At 61.7% G+C, this 25,423-nt stretch carries 21 protein-coding genes, 1 pseudogene and 1 other annotated feature; of the genes and pseudogenes, 13 read left to right on the forward strand and 9 right to left on the reverse strand.

Annotated elements, in window-relative coordinates; all coding sequences use genetic code 11:
- The first annotated feature begins 24 nt into the window (after positions 1-24).
- Together AOA14_RS10705 and AOA14_RS10710 are read left to right on the forward strand one after the other, a co-directional pair.
- A complete protein-coding gene (locus tag AOA14_RS10705) occupies positions 25-549 on the forward strand; it encodes a hypothetical protein (protein WP_062901792.1) in 525 nt (174 codons plus the stop codon).
- Entirely contained in the window at positions 546-1,319 is a 774-nt protein-coding gene (locus tag AOA14_RS10710) for a hypothetical protein (protein WP_062901793.1), read from the forward strand. Before AOA14_RS10705 ends, AOA14_RS10710 begins: the two co-directional genes overlap by 4 nt.
- A 210-nt stretch (positions 1,320-1,529) precedes the next feature.
- Here AOA14_RS10710 and AOA14_RS20375 read toward each other — a convergent pair.
- From AOA14_RS20375 to AOA14_RS19770, 4 genes and pseudogenes are all read right to left on the reverse strand, one after another.
- A pseudogene (locus AOA14_RS20375) lies at positions 1,530-1,580 on the reverse strand (hypothetical protein); the annotation flags it as partial.
- Between the two features lie 352 nt (positions 1,581-1,932).
- Positions 1,933-2,514 (reverse strand): hypothetical protein, encoded by a 582-nt coding sequence (locus tag AOA14_RS10715; RefSeq protein ID WP_202988231.1) that lies wholly within the window; start codon positions 2,512-2,514, stop codon positions 1,933-1,935.
- A 333-nt stretch (positions 2,515-2,847) separates the two neighbouring features.
- Positions 2,848-3,798 carry a hypothetical protein gene (locus AOA14_RS19765; RefSeq protein WP_202988232.1) on the reverse strand — a complete coding sequence of 317 codons (951 nt, stop codon included), beginning with the start codon at positions 3,796-3,798 and terminating at the stop codon, positions 2,848-2,850.
- Complete coding sequence (locus AOA14_RS19770) at positions 3,795-4,307, reverse strand: hypothetical protein (protein WP_202988233.1); 513 nt, start codon at positions 4,305-4,307, stop codon at positions 3,795-3,797. The genes AOA14_RS19765 and AOA14_RS19770 overlap by 4 nt, the downstream gene beginning before the upstream one ends.
- A gap of 132 nt (positions 4,308-4,439) precedes the next feature.
- Here AOA14_RS19770 and AOA14_RS19280 point away from each other — a divergent pair, with 132 nt between their 5' ends.
- From AOA14_RS19280 to AOA14_RS10755, 5 genes are all read left to right on the forward strand, one after another.
- Positions 4,440-4,625, forward strand: a complete 186-nt coding sequence (locus AOA14_RS19280; protein ID WP_082819900.1) for a helix-turn-helix domain-containing protein — start codon at positions 4,440-4,442, stop codon at positions 4,623-4,625.
- Positions 4,626-4,965: 340 nt separating this feature from the next.
- A protein-coding gene (locus tag AOA14_RS10735) for an IS3 family transposase (protein ID WP_202988234.1) occupies positions 4,966-6,233 on the forward strand; the annotation gives its coding sequence in 2 pieces (ribosomal slippage) (positions 4,966-5,254 and positions 5,254-6,233; 1,269 coding nt in all).
- Positions 5,247-5,402 (forward strand) — a sequence feature (AL1L pseudoknot). It overlaps the preceding gene by 156 nt.
- 54 nt (positions 6,234-6,287) lie before the next feature.
- A complete protein-coding gene (locus AOA14_RS19775) occupies positions 6,288-6,884 on the forward strand; it encodes a hypothetical protein (protein WP_202988235.1) in 597 nt (198 codons plus the stop codon).
- Between the two features lie 369 nt (positions 6,885-7,253).
- Positions 7,254-8,353 (forward strand): IS3 family transposase gene (locus tag AOA14_RS10745; protein WP_409372263.1). Its coding sequence is split into 2 segments (ribosomal slippage): positions 7,254-7,515 and positions 7,515-8,353, totalling 1,101 coding nucleotides; the frame shifts between segments, so codons are not numbered across the junction.
- A gap of 441 nt (positions 8,354-8,794) precedes the next feature.
- Positions 8,795-10,158 (forward strand): IS3 family transposase gene (locus tag AOA14_RS10755; RefSeq protein WP_409372264.1). Its coding sequence is split into 2 segments (ribosomal slippage): positions 8,795-9,142 and positions 9,145-10,158, totalling 1,362 coding nucleotides; the frame shifts between segments, so codons are not numbered across the junction.
- A 283-nt stretch (positions 10,159-10,441) separates the two neighbouring features.
- Here the strand turns inward: AOA14_RS10755 and AOA14_RS19290 are convergent.
- Positions 10,442-11,722, reverse strand: coding sequence for a tyrosine-type recombinase/integrase (locus AOA14_RS19290; protein WP_082819901.1), 1,281 nt, complete (start codon positions 11,720-11,722; stop codon positions 10,442-10,444).
- Positions 11,723-12,244: 522 nt separating this feature from the next.
- Between AOA14_RS19290 and kduI the strand changes: the two genes are divergently transcribed.
- Genes kduI through AOA14_RS10785 form a run of 4 tightly spaced genes read left to right on the forward strand, consistent with a single transcriptional unit; the run spans position 12,245 to position 16,363 of the window.
- Positions 12,245-13,087 carry a 5-dehydro-4-deoxy-D-glucuronate isomerase gene (gene kduI, locus AOA14_RS10770; protein WP_062901805.1) on the forward strand — a complete coding sequence of 281 codons (843 nt, stop codon included), beginning with the start codon at positions 12,245-12,247 and terminating at the stop codon, positions 13,085-13,087.
- The gene (kduD, locus tag AOA14_RS10775; RefSeq protein WP_062901806.1) at positions 13,087-13,842 is read left to right on the forward strand and encodes a 2-dehydro-3-deoxy-D-gluconate 5-dehydrogenase KduD; all 756 of its coding nucleotides are present in this window, start codon (positions 13,087-13,089) and stop codon (positions 13,840-13,842) included. The genes kduI and kduD overlap by 1 nt, the downstream gene beginning before the upstream one ends.
- A gap of 9 nt (positions 13,843-13,851) precedes the next feature.
- On the forward strand, positions 13,852-14,862 hold the full coding sequence (locus AOA14_RS10780) for a sugar kinase (protein ID WP_062901807.1): 1,011 nt from the start codon (positions 13,852-13,854) through the stop codon (positions 14,860-14,862).
- Between the two features lie 4 nt (positions 14,863-14,866).
- Positions 14,867-16,363 (forward strand): carboxylesterase/lipase family protein, encoded by a 1,497-nt coding sequence (locus tag AOA14_RS10785; protein ID WP_238929630.1) that lies wholly within the window; start codon positions 14,867-14,869, stop codon positions 16,361-16,363.
- A 22-nt stretch (positions 16,364-16,385) separates the two neighbouring features.
- Here AOA14_RS10785 and AOA14_RS10790 read toward each other — a convergent pair whose 3' ends face one another.
- The 3 genes from AOA14_RS10790 to AOA14_RS10800 are packed head-to-tail and all read right to left on the reverse strand — an operon-like array spanning position 16,386 to position 19,081.
- On the reverse strand, positions 16,386-17,357 hold the full coding sequence (locus AOA14_RS10790; RefSeq protein WP_062901809.1) for an alpha/beta hydrolase: 972 nt from the start codon (positions 17,355-17,357) through the stop codon (positions 16,386-16,388).
- Positions 17,358-17,768, reverse strand: coding sequence for a cupin domain-containing protein (locus tag AOA14_RS10795; RefSeq protein ID WP_062901810.1), 411 nt, complete (start codon positions 17,766-17,768; stop codon positions 17,358-17,360).
- Positions 17,765-19,081, reverse strand: coding sequence for a pectate lyase family protein (locus AOA14_RS10800; protein ID WP_238929777.1), 1,317 nt, complete (start codon positions 19,079-19,081; stop codon positions 17,765-17,767). The genes AOA14_RS10795 and AOA14_RS10800 overlap by 4 nt, the downstream gene beginning before the upstream one ends.
- Positions 19,082-19,389: 308 nt before the next feature.
- On the opposite strand from AOA14_RS10800, the gene AOA14_RS10805 reads away from it, so the two are divergent.
- Both AOA14_RS10805 and AOA14_RS10810 read left to right on the forward strand, forming a co-directional pair.
- Positions 19,390-22,233, forward strand: a complete 2,844-nt coding sequence (locus AOA14_RS10805) for a TonB-dependent receptor (protein ID WP_062901812.1) — start codon at positions 19,390-19,392, stop codon at positions 22,231-22,233.
- Positions 22,234-22,344: 111 nt separating this feature from the next.
- The gene (locus AOA14_RS10810) at positions 22,345-23,925 is read left to right on the forward strand and encodes a family 43 glycosylhydrolase (RefSeq protein WP_062903117.1); all 1,581 of its coding nucleotides are present in this window, start codon (positions 22,345-22,347) and stop codon (positions 23,923-23,925) included.
- A 2-nt stretch (positions 23,926-23,927) separates the two neighbouring features.
- Here AOA14_RS10810 and AOA14_RS10815 read toward each other — a convergent pair whose 3' ends face one another.
- A complete protein-coding gene (locus AOA14_RS10815; RefSeq protein WP_062901813.1) occupies positions 23,928-25,418 on the reverse strand; it encodes a UxaA family hydrolase in 1,491 nt (496 codons plus the stop codon).
- Between the last annotated feature and the right edge of the window lie 5 nt (positions 25,419-25,423).

Raw genomic sequence — 25,423 nt, forward strand, 5'->3', positions numbered from 1 at the left:
CTGAACGGGCGATATGCAGCGTTCATGTCGATACCTTACAAGACGCTGGTCGATAGCGATAAGCTAATAGCCGGTGCCCCGATCTGGGTGGACCAGCACAAAGACAGCAAAGACGATCAAGTTCGGATCGTCGCCGCCTTGCGGATAGGGAGCCGCGTCTTTCAAGGTTTGGAGCTTGTTGGTCGCGCGCGGCTTGGCATCAGAAATGCTTATGTCAGTTTCAGCCTTCTATATCGGCCTACGGACAACCGGCGCGACACCGTGCGCCTTGGGCGCATTGATTGGAAGCCACTGACGCCGCACTCGAACGACCACCCTAATACTCCCCTAGCGCTGGTCGGGGACGTTTTTGGGAGCCACCATCATGCGTTTCACCTCAACTGGTCGGTCAAGAACAACGCTCCCCTAAAGGCGTTACCAATTGTTGAGGAAATTTGTCCAGATTATCAATCATATAAGGAACTGCTTGACGGAGTCGCTGACCTGTTTAGAATCGGAAATGCGGCCTCCCTGTTGCCTTCTCCATGGCCAGAGGACCTTTTTGGATGAGCATGGCTTTTGAGCAGATAAGCGCAGACGATATCCGCGATGCGGGTATTCGGAAGGCTGTGTCCAGCCTTGTGCGCGCTTCCTCATGGGGCAACGCTTACCTCATTAGCGTCCCGCTGGTTTATCCGTCCGGCACGACTGTTGGTGTGAAGGTCACCCCGCATCAAGGCGCTTACATCGTAAGTGATTTCGGTCTTGGTTGGCGCGAGGCAGAGGGATACGAGGCCCAGCGCTCATTTGGGGCGCACGCTGGTCGCATAAAGGATGAGGTTGGCGTCGAATACAACGCCAGTCACGAATTCCAAATGCGAGCCACGGAGCGGCAACTGACGTCAGCCATCCGCAGGGTGGCCTACGCATCTCATCGGGCAGCGGTGAAAGCGTTTCATTCGCTTCCCGAGGCTTGCGAGCAGGAAATTGGCGCAGCCTTGTTCCAACGTCTCCGCGAGACGTTTGGGAATGAAAAAGTTGCTGGCGAATTGAAGCTAGCCGGTGCGTCGAATATCGAATGGCCTTTCGCGGCGCAGGTGGTTCAAGGAAAGCGCCGAGTTGTCTTTGACGTGATCTCGCCACAATGGACGTCCGTTGTGGCAGCAAAGAGCAAGTTCAGTGACGTCCGCCACCTCGGGCCTAACACCATCCCGATTGCGGTTGTGGACAGTCTCGACGCCATGGGGAAATGGCTCCCCCTGATATCGCAGGAAGCGGAAGTGATTGAGGATGATGCGAGCGCCGACGAGCTTCGCAGAGTGGTAGCGGAGGCCGCATGATTACCTTGGCAACCGCCATAGCGGAAAATCGATTGCCTGAATTCATTGCTCAAGCTGAAAGCCAAGGCGTCGGCCCCGCTGATCGCGCTCAATTTGAGACCATGGTGGGGCGCGTCACAGCGCCCCAACCAGAAGATCAAACATTCCATTCACGCGGTCGCGGTTCGTCGCGCGGAAAGTGAACTCCGACAGATAGCGCTGCATGTGCTTGCTGCTGATCTGGACATGGGTCGAGCGGATCAGTCGTTCGATCCGGTGCAGGCCATAGCCGTCAAGGCGACTGAGCGATCTTCACGGTTCCGGCAGACGGGGAGGGCACCTGCAAGCGATCACACCATGTATTCCGTCGCTCCGATCATATACCCGCGATCGCACTGCCCGACCGTCCGTTGTTGCAACCACCCGATGGGGTTCTTTCCTAGGCAATTGCACCACAACGGAGCGGATCCGGCCGGCGCCCAGCATTTCCGGCGATTTCTGGGTCGCCTTGTGTCGGGGCCCAAACTTTTGGAACGGTGAATTCATCGGATCGAGGCAATAACGTGCAAAGAACGTGATCGATGGGACCGCGCCCAGGACAGAATGCCTGGCTACGGTCCCATCGATGATGACATCAATTGTCGCCGGCGCATTCGTCCCATGGAGGAAGAACGTCCCATCCGGCCACGCGCTTCGACGCTACCCCGGTGATCCCGAGCTCCATTCCTTGCATGAGGCGTTTGCTGCGCAGGATGCCCACGCCGGGGGTAAGCTTCTCGAAGCGGAAAACGCGCTCATGGCTGCGCCCGTGAAGGTCCGCCCATATCCGGTAGAGTGACCACGCATCGCCGGCGTTCGACGCGGAGATGATAGTCTGACCATCTTCGCGCGACCCTGAGAAACGATATGCATGGACGGGTTGAGGCGCTCGGTAGACGGGACCAGGCGCGTCCATGTCTTCAGGGACAACAACCCACCCCTCCGGTGTCCAGTAAGCAACGCCGCGGCGCCGGAGGTCGGAGAGTGCCAGGATATCGGATCGGTCGCGTTCCCAGGCAGCATAGGCTCCGTCCAGATGAAGTTCATATGGTTCGAGCGCTCGCGCGAAACGCATCCGATACCATTTTCTGGCCATGTGGGATGCGTCGTTACCTTCCTCTGCGAGAAAGATGACGTAACCGGGGAGATTCGGGAAAGTAGCAAGATATGGTGTCATGTGATCCTCTTGTCGTGGTTGACATGAAGACCATGCATTCGCTGATATCTGGAGTCGGGTGGGAAATGTTCTCCCACACCTCGGTCATGACCTTCCCATTCCATTCTACGAAGAGCAAAGAGCTCGCTGCGAAGCAGCGAGATCCGTAGTCGCCCGGAGGGCGGCTACAAGTCCAGGTGCTCTCGGACTGTGCCTCCCTCCCTTCGGTCGGGACACAGGCTGCGGAGGAGGCTTCGCCTCCACCTCGCCTTCGTCTCGCTCCGCTCGGCGTTCTCGCTCCGCTCGGTGATGAAAGGATTCATATATAAAACACAAACTCAGAAATGAACGGGGTCAGGAGTCTAGGATTTCCAACACTACCCAGTCATTGTATCGTCCTTTAACTCCGTTCATTTCGCGTCCCGGTGAACGGGGTGAATCCGCGTCCAAATAGTCGAACGCATGCCAGCCTGAGACGCTCCCGTCTTCTTCTAAGCGGCATATACGCCTGTTGGCTTCTATAACTCGAGACCGCAAAGACGAATTGGGAAGCCCATAACATTTGTTCGAGGCCGTCAAATGCTTCACGATGTCGCCGGCCGAAATTTCGCCGCGGCATTGTCTGCTGAGGTGAGCGTTCGCACGCCACACGTCACAGGTTAAGCTAATTGATCGGTCGGTTAAATTCCTGAGCCAAGGTGCCGCACCAGGAGCTCGCACCGCGACGGTGAGTGACGCACGTCTGATGTCAAATTCATGTTCCAGCGCGGAAAGGAATTTTTCGGTGATGGGCTTGCCTCGCCTCGCCCGGCGTCGTTCCGCGAGCCGTTCCCTCCTTTTTCTGGCCGCATCGGTAGCTCGCTTCTCTGCCAGTCTCTTATCGTTTGATGTGGTCCAGGCGGCCTTCTCGCATGCATCGGCAAATGCTTCAAAGGTCCGATGGGAATATCGCGCTTCGCGCGATAGCCTCGCGGTCTCGTTCTCCCAAGACTGGAAGGCGCGGGTCACATCGATGCCGCTTCCGATGCGTTCGATGGAAATCGCGCCGCATGCCGCGCGCGATTTGCAACCAGCGCACCCGGACGGCTGCTCAGTGATGGTCCCATCGAGCCTGCGCCATTTACTCGTCTCGTCGAACTCTCCCCGATAATATTCGACTGGGTTTCCGAAGCAGTGGAGGCTATTCGTGAGAGGCATGTTGACGATGTTGCCGGCCCCGTCTGTAACCACTTGGTCGAGGCGAATACACGCCTTCCTGTTCCGGTTCCGTCGACGTGGCGCGGAGGCAGAATGGAAAGTTTTCATTGCGCATTTCCTTTGGTCGAAGCTGCTTCTGTTTCGGTGACACAAAAGCCGATCTCTATGGCTTCAACGTCTTCTGCCGACACGCCCTCAGGCCGCAGGCGACGAATGGCATTCATTACGGCCACCTCGTGCAACCCGAGCCACCGTTCCTGTGGGCGGATATCGCGCGCAACTTCCCGAATAATTTTGATCTGCTCGGCGGTAAGCTTGGAAGGGGCCAGTCCTATGAGCGTCTCGCACGTGACTTCTGCCGACGCTTCTTGCGCCGCACCGCGTGAGGCAATGATTTCCATCGCTAAAGGATGTCGTTGACGTAACACCGCCGCAACAAATGCAGCGGTATCCATCTTTAAGTGGTTGGCTAACATGGGCGCGCGATCGACGGGAATCGGCCCGCGACCTGTCGCCATGTGGCTGAGTGCGGCCACTGAGATTCCAATCGCATCAGCGGTCTTAGCGAGATTTGCCCCTGAGCTTGTTTTCAACTCCGAGAGTGCAGTGCTTAGCATTCTCGTTGCATCGGTGTCCGACAGGTGGCGAGCGGTCTCTTTTGGCGAGGTCAACGCAATATTCCCATGGTGAAAAAATCAATTATATGGTATAAGGTTGAAATTAATGATAATCAATAGGATGTTTATCTCATGCTTTCATCTGACCTCTTAGCAGGCGCCTCAGCTGCAGCTCGTCACACTGGCCTGTCGGAACGCGCGATCTACCATCTCGTGTATGCTGGTCATCTGCCAGTCGTTCGCAAGGGTCGCCGACTCTATTTTCGAAAATCAGAGCTCGACACGGCATTCTCCGCCCACACCATGCTGGCTGCCTAATTCGCAGTGGCGATCCGCAAAAGAGAATGGGTTTCGGCTCGGGGAGAACGGCGGTCGGCGTGGCAGGTTGACTATGTTGACCAAGTGGGCAAGCGGAGGTCGAAGCAATTCGTCAGAAAGAAGGATGCGGAGACATTTCTGCACCGCGCTCAGACCGAAGTCCGACTTGGGATCCATACCGTCAGCCGTGAGAGCGTGACGATCGATCAAGCGGCCACGAACTGGTTGGCTGATCGTGGCATGGCAAACCTCGAGCCAACCACCTTGGCGGCCTATGAGCAGCACGTTGAACCGCCCCGGGATTGCCGGAGGCCCTAACTCCTGAGAGGAAGGGCCTGTGATGAGTAAGACAACGAACAAATTTGCGCCTGAGGTTCGCGCACGTGCGGTCCGGATGGTCCTGGATCACGAAGGCGATCATCCATCACGGTGGGCAGCCATCGTGTCGATCACAGCGAAGATCGGCTGCGTTCCGCAGACGCTTCATGAATGGGTGAAAAAAGTCGAGGTCGACAGCGGCAAGCGCGCCGGTGTGCCGACCGAGATGGCTGATCCCCTCAAGTCCCTTGAACGCGAGAACCCCGAGCTGCGCCAGGCCAACGAGATACTGCGCAAGGCGTCGGCATATTTTGCCCAGGCGGAGCTCGGCTCGGTGCTCGCCGTGCCCCCGGCACGACTGCGCGCCTGCACCCCGTTCAGGCGATGACTGCCTTCATTGATGAGCATCGTGAGGTTTATGGGGTCGAGCCGATCTGCCGGGTTCTGCCGATCGCCCCATCCACTTACCACGAGCGGGTCGCTCAGCGACGAGATCCTGAAAGGCTATCAGATCGTGCCCGGCGCGATCGGGATCTGAAGCCCGAGGTGGTCCGTGTTTTTGCCGAGAACTTCGGCGTTTACGGGGTGCGCAAGGTCTGGCGACAGATGAACCGCGAGGGCTTCGCCGTCGCGCGATGCACCATCGAGCGGCTGATGCGCGACCTGGGCTTGCAGGGTGTAATCCGGGGCAAGCCGGTGCGTACGACGATCAGCAACAAAGCTGCGCCTTGCCCGCTCGATCAGGTGAACCGGCAGTTCCATGCGCCGGCGCCCAACATGCTCTGGGTGTCGGACTTTACCTATGTCGCGACATGGGCAGGCTTCGTTTATGTGGCCTTCGTCATCGACGTTTATGCCCGCTATATCGTCGGTTGGCGGGTCAGCAGGACGGCGCATGCGAGCTTCGTCCTGGATGCGCTCGAGCAGGCCATCCATGATCGCCGTCCTGCCCACCGTGGCGGGCTGATCCACCACAGCGATCGCGGCAGCCAATATGTGTCGATCAAATATACCGAGCGCCTCGCCGAGGCCGGGATCGAGCCGTCGGTCGGGAGTGTTGGCGACAGTTATGACAACGCCTTGGCGGAGACGATCAATGGCCTTTACAAGGCCGAGGTGATCCACCGGCGAGGTCCGTGGCGATCCTTTGAAGCTGTCGAATATGCCACGCTCGAATGGGTCGACTGGTTCAACAACAGGCGGCTGCTGGAACCCATCGGCAATATCCCGCCCGCTGAAGCCGAAGAACGATATTATGCCATGCTGGACGACGTCTCCATGGCTGCGTAACTTAAACCAAATGGCCTCCGGCAGTCCCGGGGCGGTTCAGATGGGGTGCGAGTAATGCGTCTGATTAAAATTCTAGCTGCGGCTGGAGGGATGGTAATGAGTGTTGGAGGTTGCACTAGTGGCGAAAAGGCGACGATTGAGGTCCATGGCCACGTCTTCCTGATTCCCAAGGAGCATCTGGTACAAGGAGTTGTTCCCTGGCTACCCGCGAGTCAGTCCGAGGGCCTGAAATTTATCATAAATCCTATAGCGCAGCCTGAAGAGCAAATGATTGTTACGGTTGGATCGGCTTCGACGACATGTAATCCGAGGACGCCACCCACATCGAACCAGCTCGCTTCCGCCTGCGCGGCCGCGTTGCAAAGTATCGATAGCAAGAGTGTTGCAGACCATTTTGAAATGGAAAAAATAATCCACGATGGCGATCATACCCAATGGGAATACCGCGTAAAAGGAAGAAATGACGTTATAGCGTCTTGCTATGCGCTTGATGACAGCGGTAGTGCCGGATTATGCACATCTATAAATCATTACGAAGATTTAATATACTCTATAGGATTACGCGATAGTGATATGAGGCGCCTTCCACAAATTTTAGCAGAAGTCGATTCCATGCTCACTTCTTGGGAAAAGAAGCCGGATAATGGATAGCAAGATAGAAGCTATGGCACCCGAATCCAAGGTCAGGGCGCCATAAGAGGTTGTCTGCACGTCGTTCTAGGCGGCTCGCCGCTGGCGCCGCCGGGGCAGCGATGCACCATGGCGGTGCCCTCGACATCTGGACAGATCGGTTGTGCTTTACGGGCGAGCGCCATGGGAGTCGTCGTCCCGTTCGAGTTGCCCGATGCGTTCTGAGCAGATGGTGTGGACAGTGCGTCCGAGTTCTTCGACACGTTCGCCGAGCCAATCGAGCTCTTCTTCGCTGATCCTGTAATGCTTGTGACCTGCACCCGGAATTCTGGACCGTTTTGAGCTGGAAAATTCCAGTTATGATCTGAGGGCCAGCATACGGAGGGTGTGATGAAGAGATCGAAGTTTTCGGAGGCGCAGATTGCCTTCGTGCTCAAGCAGGCTGACGACGGAACGTCTGTTGGCGAGGTCTGTCGCAAGGCAGGAATCAGCGAGGCGACGTATTATAACTGGCGCAAGAAGTACGCCGGGCTGATGCCGTCCGAAATGAAGCGGCTGCGCCAGCTCGAGGACGAGAACGCCAAGCTCAAACGGCTGGTGGCTGATCTCAGTCTGGACAAGGCAATGTTGCAGGATGTCGTCTCGCGAAAGCTCTGAGGCCTGATCGGCGGCGCGAGCTGGTCGATGATGTTCGCAGCACATGGCAGGTCAGCATCCGGCGGGCCTGCAGCGTGCTCCGGGCAGAACGATCCAGCTACCACTATCGTGGCAAGGGTGCCGATCAGGCCGACCTCAAGCAGCGGATCAAGGAGATCGCGGAGACGCGGGTTTGGTACGGCTATCGCCGTATCCATGTGCTGCTTCGACGCGAAGGCTGGGCGATAAACGGAAAGCGGGTTTATCGGCTTTACAGGGAGATGGGTCTGCAACTCCGCAAGAAGGCGCCGAAGCGGCGGGTAAAGGCAAAGCTGAGGGAAGGCCGCTGTGCGGCCTCCCGCGTTAATGATGTATGGGCCATGGACTTCGTCCATGACCAACTGGCGACGGGACCGAAGCTGCGGATCCTCACGGTGGTCGACACCTTCAGCCGGTTCTCGCCGGCAGTCGTTCCGCGGTTCCGGTTCCGGGCGCCGGACGTGGTCGAAGTGCTGGAACGGGTCTGCGCGCAAGTTGGCTACCCCGCTTCGATCCGGGTCGATCAAGGCAGCGAGTTTATCTCCCGCGAGCTCGACCTATGGGCTTACATGAAAGGCGTGACGCTTGACTTCTCGCGGCCTGGCAAGCCTACCGACAATGCGTTCATCGAGAGCTTCAACGGCAAGTTCCGGGCGGAATGCCTCAACGCCCACTGGTTCATGAGCCTGGATGACGCGGTGCGAAAATGCGAGGCTTGGCGTAGAGACTACAACGAGGTACGACCGCACAGCGCGATCGGCAACAAACCACCGATATCGCTTATGTTGGCGTCAGCGGCACATGGCCCGCCCTGATGTCAGCGCGCTGGAAAGCCGCCAGCAGGGCGGTCCAGAAACGGGGTGCAGCTCAATCAAGGCCGGACTCTAATCAAGACTGGAGGAAAATCAGGGGGTCACGTCACAGCAACGACGGATCGCCACCCGATACGACAAGACACTTCTCTCGTTCGAGAGCTTCCTCAACCTCGCCGCCTCGCGCCTATGGCTGAAGTCTTTTGTCAACACGACCTAGTCGATTTGGATTACGATAAGCTTGCCATCCGCACGTAGGTGCCTGCCACCCATCGCCGTCCGGTTTCCCGGCTCAAATGCAATGCCATATCGATAGTAGTCCGCACGTAAGCCAAGATATCGTCGCGCTGCTGTCTGTCTGTCCGCCGTCAGCGCCAATGTCACAGATTTGAGGTTGTGATTTAAGGAGGATTTGGGCTTCGTCGTAGTGACGAAGGAACGAAGATGAAGCCCAAATCCTCCTTGAAAAAATCGGCGCCGAAGGCCCCAGCTGAGCGGGTGGTGAAGGACATACGGCGTGCGACGCGCCGGCACTTCTCTGCAGAGGACAAAATCAGGATCGTGCTGGAGGGGCTGCGCGGCGAAGACAGCATCGCCGAGCTGTGCCGCAAGGAAGGCATCGCCCAGAGCCTGTATTACACCTGGTCGAAGGAGTTCCTGGAAGCGGGCAAGCGTCGTCTGGCCGGCGATACCGCCCGAGCTGCGACCACCGGCGAGGTGCACGATCTGCGCCGCGAAACCCGTGCCCTGAAGGAATGCGTGGCCGACCTGACGCTGGAAAACCGTCTGCTCAAAAAAAGCATGATCGCGGATGGGGGCGACGAAGAATGAGGTATCCCGCATCTGAGAAGCTCGAGATCATCAGGATCGTCGAGCAGTCGCATCTGCCCGCCAAGCGGACGCTGGACCAGCTCGGCATCCCCCGCCGGACCTTCTATCGATGGTATGACCGCTACCTCGAAGGCGGGCCGGAGGCGCTAGAGGATCGGCCATCGGCGCCGAGCCGGGTGTGGAATCGCATCGGCAACGATATCCAGCAGCAGATCGTCGAGATGGCGCTGGACGAGTCCGAGCTATCGCCCCGCGAGTTGGCTGTGCGCTTTACCGACGAGAAGCGCTACTTCGTGTCGGAATCGACGGTTTACCGGCTTCTGAAAGCCCATGACCTGATCACCAGCCCGGCCTTCATCGTGATCAAGGCGGCCGATGCGTTCCACACCAAGACGACGCGGCCGAACGAGATGTGGCAGACCGACTTCACCTACTTCAAAATCATCGGTTGGGGCTGGGTGTATCTGTCGACCGTGCTCGACGACTTCTCCCGCTATGTCATCGCCTGGAAGCTTTGCACCACCATGCGCGCCGGGGACGTCACCGACACGCTGGAACTGGCGCTTGAAGCCTCGGGCTGTTCGTCAGCCAGGGTCGTGCAAAAGCCCAGGCTGCTCAGCGATAATGGTCCGAGCTACATCGCCGAGGAGCTGGCCCAATGGATCGGTGCCAACGGTATGAGCCATGTCCGCGGCGCCCCGATGCATCCCCAGACCCAAGGCAAGATCGAGCGCTGGCACCAGACCCTCAAGAACCGGATCCTGCTGGAAAATTACTTCCTGCCCGGCGATCTGGAGACCCGGATCGAGGCCTTCATCGACCACTATAATCACCGCCGATATCACGAAAGCCTCGGCAATGTGACGCCCGCCGACACCTACTTCGGCAGGGCAGACGCCATCATCCAACAGCGCGAAAGGATCAAACGGAAGACCATCGAACACCGACACTTGCAGCACCGCAAGCTCGCCGCTTAATATCAACCCCAGGACGAGGCCCGCGCTCCGCTAATCAACGCCGCGATCTGCGCCAAATGTTCTGACGACAGACAGGCCATTCTGTCATCGGTCATCGTCTTCTTCTTCAGGTTCGAGTTCGCATCCGAACCCTACCAGAAGATCGACGGTGGCCACCCTCTCAGGGAAACCTTCCTACACCACCCCGCGGGACACAACCTCTCTAGTAACGCTGGCGGCGCGCCTGCGGGTGCAGCGGCCGTCCACGCCATCACGTCAGGAGCCGGTTCGATTCCAGCTCGACTCAAGATCGCGAGTGCTCCTGTTCCGGGAACATTGATCGCGGGACAGCCGCAATCCAGGCGCCGCCGGTGATATAAGCTCCCCACTGGTCAAGGAGCATGCGCCTCATTTCAAGGAACGCGGCACGTTGATAAGCTTTGACCACATCGTCCTCGATGACGTGCGACAGCGCCGATTCCGCAACGGCTTCGGGAATATATGGTTGCTGTTCCGCAGCCCAGGTTCGCAGGCTTGATCGAAAGCCGTGAGGAACCCAAGGTAGGCCCGAGGCGCGCATTATTTTTGATATCGTCATGTCGCTGATCATGTTCCCATTGTTGTTGGGGAAAATGAGGGCATCTGGATCGTCCGGATTCGAAAAGGCAGCTACGCGCACTAGGATAGCAAGCGCCGGCTCGTTCAATGTGACAACATGCAACTGCTCGGATTTTCTCATGAGTTCGGCCGGCCTTGCCCACTCGGCGGCGTCTTTGGCGACATGACGCCACCGCGCCTCGCGCACTTCAGTGGACCGGGCTCCGGTAGCGATTAAAAACATGAGTGCCAGCCTGCCGATCGTCTCCCTTGCTTTTGAGAGTTCCGCCCAAAAGGCAGGCACATTCTCATACGGCATGGCCGGAAAATTGCCGCCACGCTTCGGCTTGCCGGTAAGTATCCGAACCTCATCGCGAGGCGCGCCGGTCGAGCGCCAACCTTTAGCCGAGGAGAAATCGAGCACTGCCGCAATTCTCTGCCGAACCTTCTTCGCCATTGATGGCTTGGTCAGCCAGATCGATTTCAGTGCTTCCGCGACATCGTCAGCCGTGATCGTGTCGACACGCTTCCCGCCGAGCCGAGGATATGCGTGCTCCCGAAGCGACGAAAGAAAGGCTTTCGACGTTCGCTCGCTCCAACCATGCTTCTGCGACTCGTGCACCTGTATTGCCGCGGCCTTGAAGGATGGAGGAAGGTCTCGCTGTACCTTTCTACCCTTGCGCCGTTCCTCGACCGGATCGCGGCCAGCCTTGGCGGAATTGCGCAGGCGTACTGCGAGTTCGCGCGCCTCGGCCAGAGTGAGGTGGCTCTTCTCTTCGATCGGAACATCATCTCCGACCGAGCTCGCGTGATTGAACGGGCGAGATTGGGCACCGCCGAGGCCTATCTCTCTGCGGCGGCCTTTGAATTGTACACGAAGGACCCACGAGCGCCATCCGGTGTCACCCACAACGAGGTAGAGGCCGTTGCCGTCGCCATATTTCCCTGGCTTCGCATTATGGACAAGTCTGGCCGAAAGTCTCTGCATTATCCGCGCCTATTTCCAAATCTCTTCCACCATCTCTTCCACCACTTTTGCAGAGAAACAGTGAAATTTCCTGATACGGAAAGGTAGCATGGAAACCGAAAAATGTATATATAATAACAGGTTGTTAGAGACGATATGGCCATTTGTGAGACTGAAAGTTATAATCCTCACGGGGCATCCATTTTCCCGCTTTAAGACGCTGGAACGCGATGCCGCAGTAGCCGGGTAAAATCGCGCGCGCAGGTCTTTCGTGATTGTAAACCGTACACGCTCGATGCGAGTCGAGCTATGGTGCGAGCGGACTCCTGCATAGGATGCCGATCTTTGAGACTTTCTCCTCGCGTTGGAGGAAGCCGAGAGGATGGTGCTGCTTGCGTATTGCGCGTCGGCGCGCTCGAACGCCGAGGGTGGTAGTCTTTCTCCGGATATGATGATGGCCGGGGCGCCTTTTTGTCATCGATTGACACCGGTTACCTTATCAACTAACCCAGCTTCAGATCAATCAGACCTGAGGATGCCGCCATGTTCGATCGCACCTATTATGCTACTCATCCCTCCATGATGGAGGAGGTGTCGAACGCGGAACTTCGCGATCGCTATCTGATCCAGGGCCTCTTCCGCGAGGGCGAATGCGTCCTCAACTACACCCACGCCGACCGCTTCGTGATCGGCGGCGTCGCCGTGGGCGGCGCGCCGGTCAAGCTGCCGACGCAGACCGAGCCGCCGTCGGTCGCGGGGCACCCGTTCCTCGAACGCCGCGAACTCGCGATCGTCAACGTCTCGTCGGTCGAAGGCACGGTCACCGTTGACGGCGAGAGCTTCACGCTCGGCAACAAGGATTGCCTCTATGTGACGATGGGTGCGAAGGACGTCGAGTTCGCGGGCGAAGGCGCGCGTTATTATCTGGCGTCGTGCCCTGCGCACAAGGCGTTCACGACGCGCAAGCTCGGCATCGCCGACGCCAATGCGCTCGACCGCGGCAGCCTCGCCGAATCGAATGAGCGCACGATTTATCAGCTCGTCATTCCGGGCGTGTGCGACAGCGCGCAGCTCGTCATGGGGCTGACCGTGCTCAAGGAAGGCAGCGTCTGGAACACGATGCCGCCGCATATCCACGAGCGCCGCAGCGAGATCTATTTCTATTTCGAGCTCGACAATGTCGATACCGACCGCGTGATGCATTTCATGGGCGAGGGCGAGGCGACGCGCCACATCGTGATGCAGAATGAGGAAGCGGTGATCTCGCCGCCCTGGTCGATCCACATGGGCGCGGGCACGAAATCCTACGCCTTCATCTGGGCGATGGCGGGCGAGAATCAGGATTATACCGACATGAACGTCCTCGACATCTGTCAGCTGTCGTAATGGCGGGCCTCTTTGACCTGTCGGGCAAGGTGGCGCTCGTCACCGGTGCCAACACGGGCATCGGGCAGGGGCTCGCGCTCGCGCTCGCCGAGGCGGGGGCGGACATCGCGGCCGCGGGCCGCTCGCCCGCGGACGAGACTGTCGGCAAGGTGCGCGGGCTGGGGCGGAGGGGCGAGAATTTCGCCGCCGACCTGTCGAGCGTCGGCGCGGTGCAGCCGCTCGTCGACGCGGTGCTCGCCGAGTTCGGGCGCATCGACATTCTCGTCAACAATGCGGGGATCATCCGCCGCGCCGATGCGGTCGATTTCACCGAGGCCGACTGGGACGCGGTGATGGACACCAATCTCAAGACGCTCTTCTTCCTCTGCCAGAGCGTCGGGCGCCACATGATCGCGCGCGGCTCGGGCAAGATCATCAACATCGCCTCGATGCTCACCTTTCAGGGCGGCATTCGCGTCCCGAGCTATACCGCCTCGAAATCGGGGGTCGGCGGGCTGACCAAGCTGCTTGCGAACGAATGGGCGGCGAAGGGTGTACAGGTCAATGCGATCGCGCCCGGCTATATCGCGACGAACAACACCGCCGCGTTACAGGGCGACGAGACGCGCAACCGCCAGATCATGGAACGCATTCCGGCGGGCCGCTGGGGCGACCCGAGCGATATCGGCGGCGCGGCCGTGTTTCTGGCGTCGAGCGCGTCGGACTATGTGCAGGGCCATATCCTCGCCGTCGACGGCGGCTGGCTCGCGCGCTAGACTCGCGCGATGGGTAGCCGTCTTGTCTTTTTCGGCGAACTGCTGATCCGCCTGACCGCGCCGGGCAACGAGCTGCTGATGCAATCGCCCTCGCTTGCGCTCCAAGTCGGGGGAGCCGAGGCGAATGTCGCGATCGGCCTCGCGCATCTTGGTCACGATTGCGCGATGGTTGGCAAAATTCCTTCGAATGCACTGGGTCGCGGTGCAGTGGCGGCGGTGCGCGGCGCAGGCGTCGATTGCACCGCCGTCACGCTTCATCCGGGGCGCATGGGGCTCTATTTCCTGAGCGTCGGCGCCGGGCTGCGCGCCTCCGAAATCGTCTATGACCGCGCGCGATCGAGTTTCGCGGAAAGCGGGGCGGAGGATTATGACTTCGACCGGCTGCTGACGGGCGCCCGGCTGCTCCACCTGTCGGGAATTACCCCGGCGCTCGGGCCGCGTTCGGCCGCGGCGGCGCTTGCGGCGGCACGCGCCGCAAGGCGGCTCGGCGTTCCCGTCAGTTTCGACGGCAATTACCGCGCGATGCTGTGGGACGCGTGGGATAGCGATCCGCGTGCGATCCTGTCCGAACTGATCGGCAGCGCCGACATATTGTTCGGCAATCACCGCGACCTCTCGCTCGTGCTGGGGCGCGAATTTTCGGGGGAGGGCGAGGATCGTCGGCGCGAAGCGGCCGAGGCTGGCTTTGCCGCTTTCCCCGCGCTCAAACTCATCGCCTCGACCGCGCGCCACATTGTGACCGCCGATCACCACCGCATCGCCGCGCGCGTCGATTTGCGCGGGGGCGCGCATCAGACCGCCGAGGTCGATGTGACCGGCATCGTCGACCGGATCGGGGCGGGCGATGCTTTTGCCGCTGGCGTATTGCACGCGCACCTGAAGGGCGCCGACGTCAAGGCGATGGCCGAAACCGGCCTTGCGCTCACCTGCCTCAAACATTCGCTGCCGGGCGATGCCAGCCGGTTTGGTGAAACCGATATCGATGCCTTCCACGGCGGCGGACTCGATGTCCGGCGCTGAGAGGATGAGTCGTCGCGCGTTGCTGGGCGGCGCGGCGGGGCTGCTGGTCGTGGCCGCATCGCCAACGGCCCGCGCTACGCCCGTGCATGCTGTCATCGACGCCCCCGACGGGGAATATCGCAGTCTGGGCTGGGGAGAAGACGAGGTTGCCCCAATCCTAGCCTATCCCGGGATCCGTTATGCCCGCGCGGCGCGCTTTCGTGCGCCCGTTCCCGTCCTCCACGCCGAACAGCAGGATAGCGGCTTCGGCCCTGCCTGTCCCCAGACCGGCGATCGTTACCAGCCGCAATCTGAAGACTGCCTTTTCCTGAATGTCTGGACACCCGCGCTCGACGAGAAGCGCAAGCGCCCCGTCCTGGTCTATTTCCACGGCGGTGCCTATTCGACCGGCAGCGTCACCGACCCGATCAACGACGGCGCAAATCTGGCGGCGCGCGGCGATGTCGTCGTCGTTACCGTCAACCACCGGCTGAACGCGCTCGGCTATCTCTATCTCGCGCGACTCGACCCGCGCTTTCCCGACAGCGGCAATGCCGGGCAGCTCGACCTGATCGTCGCGCTGCAATGGATCCGGCGCAATATTGCGGCCTTCGGTGGCGATCCGGGCAATGTCACCGTCTTTGGCCAGTCGGGCGGCGGCGCGAAGATCGCGACGCTGATGGCGATGCCCGAAGCGAAGGGGCTGTTCCACAAAGCGATCACGATGAGCGGGCAGCAGGTCACTGCGTCGGGGCCGCTCAACGCGACAAAGCGCGCCGAAGCCTTTCTCGCCAGGCTCGGCCCCGGCGTCGATCCCGCGACCGCGCCGGTCGAACAGTTGATCGCCGCGCTGTCGGCGACCGATCCGGTCCTTGGCGGCGGCCTCTATATGGGGCCGGTGCTCGACATGACGCATCTGATGCGCCACCCCTTCTGGCCCGACGCGCCGGCGCAGTCGCTGGATATTCCGATGATGCTCGGCAATGTCGTGATGGAAACACGCGCCTTTTATGCGCCCGACAAGCCGCCACTTGCGGGGCTGACGATGGACAATCTGGCCGCCCGGATCGCGCCGCAGATGCGGATCGACATCTTGCCCGAATGGGTCGTGAGCGAATTTCGTGCCCGTTATCCGCAGGCGGAGGTGACCGAATTGTTCCACCGCATCGTCACCGCAGCGCGGAGCTGGCGCGGGCAGGTCGAGGAGGCCGAGGCGCGCGCCCGCGCCGGCGCGCCGGCCTTCGTCTATCAGCTCGATTTCGAGCAGGCGAAGCATACCGATGACATCGGGCTCAGCTTCGGCACCATATCCGATCCCACGCCGGCACAGCGGGCGATGAGCGACGTGGTGATGGGCGCCTTCGTGCGCTTTGCGCGCACCGGCAACCCGGGCTGGTCCGCCTATACACTGGCGCAGCGTGAGACGATGATCTTCGACACCGTGAGCCGCGTCGAAAACGATCCCCGGCGATGGGAGCGCGAGCTGTTCGCGCGTGTCCCCTATATTCAGCCCGGAACCTGATTCGGCCTGCAGCGTCGATGGATCAGACGATCTGTCGCCCCTTCAACCAGCCCCACAGCAATTCGGGCCAGATGGCGACGGGCAGGCCCGCCGTTTTCAGCAGGCCGAAGCCATGCTCGCCCTCGGCGAAATAATGTGCCTCGCACGACACGCCGACGCGCCGCGTTGCCGCCTGCAGACGCAGGCTGTTGTCGATCTTCACGACGCTGTCGTCCTCGGCGTGGAGCAGCCACAGCGGCGGCATGTCGGCGCGTGTGTTGCGCTCGGGCGAATAAAGCGCCTCGCGCGCCGCGTCGGGATGCGCGCCGATCAGCTTTTCGCGGCTGACCGCATGCGCGATTGCCGGGTCCATCGACACGACCGGATAAATGGCGGCGAGCGCGTCGGGGCGCGCTGACAGCGTATCGGCCCCATCGAGCGGTGCATAGACCTGCGCATCGAAGCGCGTCAGCAGACTTGTTGCGACCTGCCCGCCCGCGGAAAACCCGCCGAAAGCGACGCGTGCCGGATCGATGCCGTCGAGCGCAGCGCGGCGGCGCACGACCCGCATCGCCCGCTGCGCATCGGCGAGCGGAACGTCGGACCCGTTCGTCCAGCCGTCGCCGGGCAGGCGATAGAAGAGCACATAGACCGTCACGCCGCGCGCCTTCAGCCAGCGCGCCAGCTCATAGCCTTCCTTGTCGATCACGACGTAGCGATAGCCGCCGCCGGGCGCGAGGATGACCGCGGCGCCATTGGGTTTGTCGGGCCGGAAAATGTCGAGCCGCGGCCGCGTAATGTGCTGAAGCATCCGGTCACTGGCGTCGGGATCGTCGCTGCGCTGGACAATCTCTTCGGAAAGGCCCGGCGGCGGCTTGATATGCCCGCCCGGCCACAGCGGGATGCTGGCGTCGGGGACAAGGCCGGCGGGCCGCGTCCATACTTCTCCGGCTGCGGCGCCCGCAAAGGGCAGCGCAAGGCTGGCGGCCATCAGTTCGCGGCGACCGAGCACCATCTACGGTGCCTCCGGTTTCGGATCGGCGTCTGGATAAGCGATGATGAGCACCAAGGCCTCGTCGCCGGTCTGGCGGATGCCGACGCGGGCGCCCCGATAGAGCCACGCCGCCATCCCCGGCTTCAGCGCCTGTTCCTCGCCGTCCGAATGGACGATGCCGGTCCCCGAGACGACATAATAGATTTCGTCATGGTCGATCGGGTGGATGCCGATCGCCGCACCCGCGTGCAGCGCGCGCTTGCGAAATTCGAAACTGCGCGGGGCGGGGACGGCGTCGCTGATCCGCCACGCGGTCGACTGGCCGATGGCGCCGTGCGGCGGCGGCTCTTCCCGAATCGTCGCGGCCTCGTCGATGACCACCATCGCCGGTGCCGCGCTTCCGGCGAGCAGCAGCGCGAGCAGCGGCGTCATTTGACGCCGCCGCGCGAATCGAGGTCGCGCGCCGACAGATGTTCTTGCGGCATGGGGGTGGTCTGGCCCGGATAAGTGCCCGATTTGGGTTCCATCGTCGCCAGATCCCAATCCTTCTCTACGAAGGGCGCGCGTACGGGTTCGGTCACCTTCGGATAGGCGCTGACCTGCTTTTCGTCGTCGATGATGTCGCCGCGTCCTTCGGCGACGAAGAACAGGATGCGGATCTCTTCGGCATCGCGCGCCCAGGGCCGCGCGCCTGCGGTCGCCAGAACCGACGTTTCGACATCGTGGACCGGCAGGATTTTGTACCCATCGGTGGGCGCAAGCGGGGCCTCCGAGCGGATAAGCTGCGCGCGGGTTTCGCCATAGCGGCCGAATTCGGGCAGCGCGTTGCCGTGCCGGTCGACCGCAATATTGTCGCGGCCATAGAAGCGCAGGTCGCCATCGCCGCCGAGCATCAGAAAGGGCAGCCCCTCGTCGGTATGATTGCCGCCGCGCATGACATTGCCGATCGCGGTGATCTCGCCCGTCACATAGTCGTGGCCGACCCATTCGAGATTCATCAGATTATAGTGCACCGCGCGGTGGCCCGGATCGTAGATCAGATTGTTGATCATCAGCGCCTGCGCGCCGCCCTTGATCAGCGGATTGCGTTCGACATTGTGCGCCCAGACATTGCGATAGAAGACGATGCCCGTGGTGTTGTCATGGATCAGCGACCCCTTGCTATGCTCGCCCTTGGGGTGGCTGGCGTCGGCCAGCCCCTCGGCCGCCAGATTGTTCGAAAAGGTCACATTGCGGCTGGTCCCGTCGCGCCATTCGGCGACCGTCGCGCCCTTGAAGCGCGGACCTGATGCCGACATATTTTCGTCGAGCGCCCACAAAAAGGTGCAATGATCGACCACGACATCGTGCGCGGCGACCGTCGAGAAGGCATCGGCTTCCCAGCCGCTGCGCTTCGGCTGCCCGTCAACGCCGGTATAGATGCGCAGGTGGCGCAGCACGACATCATGCGCTTTCACGTCGATGCCGCCGCGAATGATCGTGATGCCGGGTCCGGGGGCCGTCTGGCCGGCAATCGTCAGATAGGGCTGGTCGATGGTCAGGGTACTGCGGCCGAGGTCGATCACGCCGCCGACCTCGAACACGACGATTCGCGGACCCGGCGTTTCGATCGCGGCCTTCAGCGACCCCGGACCGTCGGGGGCGAGCGTCGTGACGCGAAGGATTTTTCCGCTGCGTCCTCCCGGAGTCGCGGCGGCCGGTCCGACCGCGCCGGGGAAGGCGATTGCCTGCGCCTGAGCCGCCATCGCGGCGCCTCCGGGTACGGCCGCAGCCAGAAACAGCGCGGCAATCCACAGTTTTTTCGACATGGCATCTCTCCTTCGCATTGGGTCTTGACATAGACCGCTGCTTGCTTCAATCATTTTTGACACCGGTTACCTAAACCGGTCAAGAACATATTTTGGGGAGAGGGCGCTTGGGCCGACCGCAATGACGGCGGCCAATCCGCAACTCTCTATCGCAGGGGACGTGCAGTCGATCCGATTTTGCACTTCGACGAAAGTAACCGGTGTCATTCCTTGCCAAAGGCAGGAATGCGCTGCGAAAAGGGAGGATGACGATGGCTTTTCATAACGCGCGGGGTGGCCGCACTCTGGTCAGGCTGGCTTCGGGGGTTTCGCTTGCGGTGCTGGTCGCGACGCCGGCCTGGGCGCAGGACGCAGCAGATGCGGGCGCTGCCGACGATGCGGCAAGCAACGAGATTGTCGTGACCGGTTTTCGCCAGTCGCTGCAGGCCGCGCTCAACGTCAAGCGCGACTCGGTGGCGGCGGTCGACGCGATCGTGGCCGAAGACATCGCCAAATTTCCCGATCAGAATCTTGCAGAATCGCTTCAGCGCATTCCCGGCATCTCGATCCAGCGCGACGGCGGCGAAGGGCGCGCAATCACCGTGCGCGGTCTGGGCGCCCAATTCACCCGCGTTCGGCTGAACGGCCTGGAAACCGTCGCAACCTCGACCGACGGCGCCTCGGCCAATCGCGATCGCGCCTTCGACTTCAATGTCTTCGCATCGGAGCTTTTCAGCAGCATCGTCGTCCACAAGACCGCCGAAGCCTCGCTCGACGAAGGCTCGCTCGGCGCGGTGGTTGATCTCAACACCGGCAATCCGCTCGGCGGCAAGGCCGGGCTGCACGGCGCGCTGTCGGTCGTCGGTTCCTACAACGACCTGTCGAAGGATCTGGGGCCGCGTGTCGCCGGGCTGCTCAGCTGGCGCAACGATGCGGGCACCTTTGGCGCCTCGGTTTCCGCAGCCTATTCGAAGGGCAATACGCTTGAACTCGGCAACAATAGCGTGCGTTGGGCGCAGGCGCGTTTTGACTCGGTCGATGGTACCAATTGCTGGACGGCCCCGAACAGCGGCGGCACCTATGTCTCTGGTGCAGCGTGCGACGCGGCGGCTCTCGCATTTCATCCGCGCATCCCGCGCTATGGCGAGATCGAACACCGCCGCGAACGCCTCGGCCTGACCGGTTCGATCCAGTTCGAACCGACCGAAAGCACCCGGATTTCGCTCGACGCCCTCTATTCGCGCTTCCGCGAAGATCGCGAGGAAAAATGGGGTGAAGTGCTGCTGCGTTCGAATGAGCGGTCGATCAACGTCGTCGATCCCGTCTATGACTCGAACGGCAACATGATCTCGGCGACGCTCAACGATGCGTGGGTGCGCACCGAACATTATCTGCGCCAGTCGAAGACGAGCTTCTATCAGTTCGGCGGAAGCTGGGACCAGGATGTTTCGGACCGTTTCCGCTTCACCGTTCTGGGCGGCCTGTCGAAGTCTGACGCCGACATTCCCGTCGAAACGACCGTCGTGTTCGACGACCGCGATGCGCAGGGCTATTCCTACGACTACAGCGACATGAAGCACCCGGTGCTCACCTTCGGCACCAGCGTAACCGATCCGGCGAATTTCCAGCTCGCCGAAATTCGCGATCGTCCCTCGAACGTCACCAACCGCTTCAAGACCGCCCAGCTCCGTACCGAATGGGACGTGACCGACGGTTTTCAGGTCAAGGCCGGCGCGATGTGGCGCCGCTTCAACTTCGATGCGGTCGCCTTCACCCGCGACACGGCGGTTTGCGGCAACGGCGGGGTCGACCGCGTTCTGGGTACGTTGACCTGCTCGGCGTCGGGAGTCTTTGGGCCGACTGCCGTCTACGGCTTTCCGGTCACCTCGCAGCTTGCCGAACTGTTCACGCTCGGCAAGGCGGGTCAGCCGGCGGGAACGACGACCCAGTGGCTTATCCCGTCCTTCCCTGCGGCCACGGACTTCACCCAGCTTTACAGCCGCACCGCCAATCCGGACACGGGCAATACGCGTGCGGTCCAGGAAACCGTCTCGGGCGGCTATATCGAGTTCGATGCCAAGGGCGAATTGTTCGGGCTCGAATATGCGGGCAATGCCGGCATCCGCTATGCGCATACGGCGCAATCGTCGACCGGCGTCCTGTCGGGAACCACCGTCACGGTCGATCGCACCTATGACGACTGGCTGCCGTCGTTCAACGTGGCGCTCTACCCGAGCCGCGACGTGATTATCCGCGGTGCGATCGCCAAGGTCATCACGCGTCCGACCCTCGGCAATCTGACGCCAGGCGGCTCGATCGACGGCTTCAACTACAAGATCAGCTATGGCAACCCGCAGCTCGATCCCTATCGGGCGACCAATTTCGACCTTGGTGTCGAATGGTATTTCGCGCCGCAGGCGGTTCTGTCGATCGCCGGTTTCGTGAAGAAGGTTGAAAGCTTCCCGATCAGCCAGGCCTTCAGCGCCAGCTTTGCATCCACCGGCCTGCCGAAGGACGCGATCCCGCCGAGTTCGCCGGCTTTCCTCAATTTCGATCCCAATCAGATCTATACGATCACTGCCAACGTTAACGGGGCCGGGGCCACGCTGAAAGGCGTCGAACTCGCTGCGCAGGTTCCGTTCAGCGCCTTCACCAGCGGTGGTTTCATCAGCCACTTCGGGGTGCTTGCGAACGCGACCTTCATCAGTTCGGACGCAGATTATAATGTTCAGGGGCCGGCGGTGGTCCCGGGTGGGGCGCTGGTCAATGCGGTGCGCTCGGCGACGCTCTTTGGCGTGTCGAAGCGCGCCTACAACGGCACGCTCTATTACGACGACGGCGCCTTCAGCGCGCGCGTGTCGGCCAGCTATCGCAGCCGCTACATCGATGCGAACAGCGGCACCGGCAACGTCTTCGAAGGCTATGGCGCGACGTGGAACATGGACGCCTCGATCCGGTACAAGTTGACCGATTGGGTCGAACTGTCGGTCGAGGGCAATAATCTGCTCGACACCTATCGCTATCGCTACACCGATTTCGATGCTGACCGGAATTACGAGAATAATCATTTTGGCCGCACCATCCTGTTCGGCGCGCGCTTCAAGATGTGATCCATCAGAATTAGTCCCGGAAATAGGCCCGGTCTTCGCGCGCGAGGGCCGGGCCTTTTTCTTTGGCGCAAGAGGAGGACGCCTGTGACCGATCGCCGCGACCTGTTCAAAATGGCTGGCGCCGGCCTGCTGGCGGCCGGGCTCGGTCCGGCGCCGGGCAAGGCGCGGGCCATGTCGGCTCCCGCGGACCCGGCATCGGAGCCGCAATGGGGGCGGGGTGCCGATGGGCAGCGCCGCGCCGATTGCGGCGACGGCCGCTTCCTCAACCCGATCATGGCCGGTGATCATCCCGATCCGTCGATCCTCAAGGACGGCGACGACTATTACATGACCTTTTCAACCTTCGATTCCTATCCCGGCCTGGTCATCTGGCATTCGCGCGATCTGGTGAACTGGCGCTCCGTCGCCCCGGCGCTCACCCGCAATATCGGATCGGTCTGGGCGCCCGAGCTGTGCAAGCATGACGGCCGTTATTTTCTCTACATTCCGACCAAGGGACCGAACACGAGCTGGGTGATCTGGGCCGACCACATCGAGGGTCCGTGGAGCGATCCCGTCGACCTCGACCTGCCCGATCATATCGACCCCGGGCATGCCGTCGGCGAGGATGGTTCGCGCTGGCTGTTCCTGTCGGGCGGCGACCGCGTGCGGCTGTCGGACGATGGCTTGTCGCGGATAGGCGAACCCGAGCATGTCTATGATCCCTGGCGCTACCCCGCCGACTGGGTCGTCGAAGGATTTTCGCCCGAGGGGCCAAAGATCGTGCGCCGCGAGGGCTATTTCTATCTGATCACCGCGGTGGGCGGCACCGCGGGACCGCCCACCGGCCATATGGTCATCGCGGCGCGCGCCCTCTCGATCCACGGGCCATGGGAAAACTGCCCTGCCAATCCGATCGTCCGCACCGTTTCGCGCGACGAGGCTTGGTGGTCGCGCGGCCATGCGACGCTTGTGGAAGGTCCGTCGGGCGATTGGTGGAGCGTCTATCACGGCTATGAGAAGGACTTCTGGACGCTGGGGCGCCAGACGCTGCTCGATCCTGTCGAATGGACCACCGACGGCTGGCCGCGGATGACAGGGGGCGACCTGTCGCGGCCGCTCGCGAAGCCGCTTGGCGGCGTTGCCGGTCTGCATGGCATGGCGCTGTCGGACGATTTCACGTCGCTGGCGCTCGGCGCAAAATGGAATTTCTTCAAGCCCGCACGCGACGAGCGCGCGCGTGCCGCCGTTGCGGACGGCGCGCTGCACCTTGCGGCGCGCGGGCGGGCGCCGTCCGATTCATCGCCGCTGCTCCTAATCGCGGGCGACCGGTCCTACCGCTTCGAATGCGATATCGATATCGACTCTGGCGTGACGGCGGGCCTGATCCTCTTTTACGACGAGCGTCTCTATTGCGGACTGGGTTTCGATGCCGACCGCTTCGTGACGCATCAATATGGGATCGAACGGGCTCAGCCCGTCAATCCGCATGGCTGCCGGATGCGCCTACGGGTTACCAACGATGCGCATATCGTCACCTTCGACACCAGCGGCGATGGTGGCGAAAGCTGGACCCGCTTCGATCGCGGGATGGAGGTGTCAGGTTATCACCACAATGTCCGCGGCGGCTTTCTGATGCTGCGCCCGGGGCTGTACGCAGCGGGGTCGGGGCAGGCGCGTTTCCGGAATTTCCGCTTCTCGGCGCTGAGCTGACCCTAGAGCGTAACGCCAGATTTCCAGATCGCGATATCGCGTTCGCCATTGGCTTCCGACCGCGTTGGGCGTCCCGATGCCGTCTCGATCACCAGATCGAGCAGCGCGTCGGCGGCGCCACCGAAGCCTTCGTCGAGCACCCGGCCGGCATCGAAGTCGATCCAGCCGCTCTTGCGGTCGGCGAGGGCGGTGTTGGATGCGATCTTGAGCGTCGGGGCGGGAAAGCCGAGCGGCGTTCCGCGGCCCGTTGTGAACAGGATCAGCGTCGCACCGGCCGCGGTCAATGCTGTCGACGACACGGCATCGTTGCCGGGCGCTTCGAGCAGGGTCAGGCCGGGGCGCGTCGCCCGACCGCCATAGCGCTGCACATCGGTCAGCGGAACCTTGCCGCCCTTCTGAACCGCGCCAAGCGACTTTTCCTCAAGCGTCGTGATGCCGCCCGCGACATTCCCCGGCGAGGGATTTTCGCTCACCGGTTCGCCATGGCGTACGAAATAGGCCTTGAAGTCGTCGATCAGTGCCACCGCGCGATCGAAGACGTCGCGCGATGCCGCGCGGCTCAGCAGCATGGGCTCGGCACCGAAGATTTCGGGAATTTCGGTCAGGATCACCCGCCCGCCCGATGCCGCAATGCTGTCGCCCGTACGGCCGACCAGCGGATTGGCGGTCAATCCGGACATGCCGTCCGACCCGCCGCATTTGACCCCGAGGACGAGCTCGGAAAGCGGCGCTTCGCTCCGTTCGGCCTGCCCCGCGATGCCGACCAGTTCCTCGATCAGCGACAGGCAGGCCGCCTCGTCATCCTCGACCGACTGGGCGGCCAGACTGCGAATATGCGTCCGCCTCGCTGCGGGAATGGATTCGATCAACGCCCCGAGCTGATTATTCTCGCATCCCAAGCCGACGATCAGGACACCCCCGGCATTGGGATGCTGCGCCAGCCCGGCCAGCAGCGCACGCGTGTGCGAAAGGTCGTCGCCAAGTTGCGAACAGCCGAAAGGATGTTTGAAAGCGTGGATGCCATCGACGCTTCCGGCGTGTTTTGTCGCCGCAATCCGCGCGACCCGTTCGGCGAGATTGCCGACGCAGCCGACGGTCGGGATGATCCAGATCTCATTGCGTGTCCCAACCCGGCCATCGGCGCGCCGATGGCCGCGGAAGGCGCGGTCCGCGCCGCGGACGGACCTGGAATCGGTCTGCGCGAACATGGGAAGGGGGGCGGTGTCGGCGGTGAGCGCGGTCGCCAGATTATGGCTGTGAACATGGTCGCCGGCTTCGATCGCGACCGAGGCGCGCCCGATCGGAAAGCCGTATTTGGTCACCGCGTCGCCCCGCGCTACAGCCGCGGTAGCGATTTTATGCCCGCGCGGAATGGCGTTCGCCGCGACGATTCGCCCGCCATCGACGGCGACGCTGTCGCCCGCCGCGGCGTCGGCCAACAGCGTGGCCACATTGTCCTCGGGCGCGATCCTGATAGCGGTTACCGGTGTCATATGCG

Origin of the sequence: Sphingopyxis terrae subsp. terrae NBRC 15098 (genome assembly GCF_001610975.1) — a bacterium.
Taxonomy (GTDB): Bacteria; Pseudomonadota; Alphaproteobacteria; order Sphingomonadales; family Sphingomonadaceae; genus Sphingopyxis; species Sphingopyxis terrae_A.